Here is a 469-nt window from a genome sequence, read left to right as displayed (position 1 = left end):
CGGCTTCGGCCAGCGCACCACCGGCAGCGGTTCGGTGGTGTTCGATAACGTGTGGGTCGCGGCCCAGGACGTGATCCCGTTCCAGAGTGCCTTCGAACGCCCGACCACTGTCGGCCCGCTGGCGCAGATCCTTCACGCCGCCATCGACACCGGTATCGCCCGCGCTGCCTATGAGGATGCGCTGCACTTCGTGCGCACCAAGACCCGGCCGTGGATCGATGCCACCAGCGACAAGGCCACCGAAGATCCGCTGACCCTGAAAAGCTTCGGCCACTTGAGCATCCGCCTGCACGCCACCGAAGCCCTGCTGGAACGCTCAGGCGAATTCCTCGACCGCGCCCAGGCCGACAGCAATGCCGACACCGTCGCGGCCGCATCCATCGCGGTCGCCGAAGTGCGCGCCCTCAGCACCGAGATTTCCCTGGCGGCCGGCAGTACCCTGTTCGAACTTGCCGGAAGCCAGGCGACC

The 469-nt window shown here is 67.2% G+C and carries 1 pseudogene; it reads left to right on the top strand.

Annotated features, from left to right (window positions below):
* Positions 1-469: pseudogene (locus tag HX846_RS01130) on the top strand (SfnB family sulfur acquisition oxidoreductase); the annotation flags it as partial.

The sequence above is a fragment of the Pseudomonas sp. K5002 genome, from assembly GCF_013386655.1.
Taxonomy (GTDB): domain Bacteria; phylum Pseudomonadota; class Gammaproteobacteria; order Pseudomonadales; family Pseudomonadaceae; genus Aquipseudomonas.
Note: the sequence above shows the minus strand (reverse complement) of the source record. Positions and strands in the feature narration are given on the sequence as shown.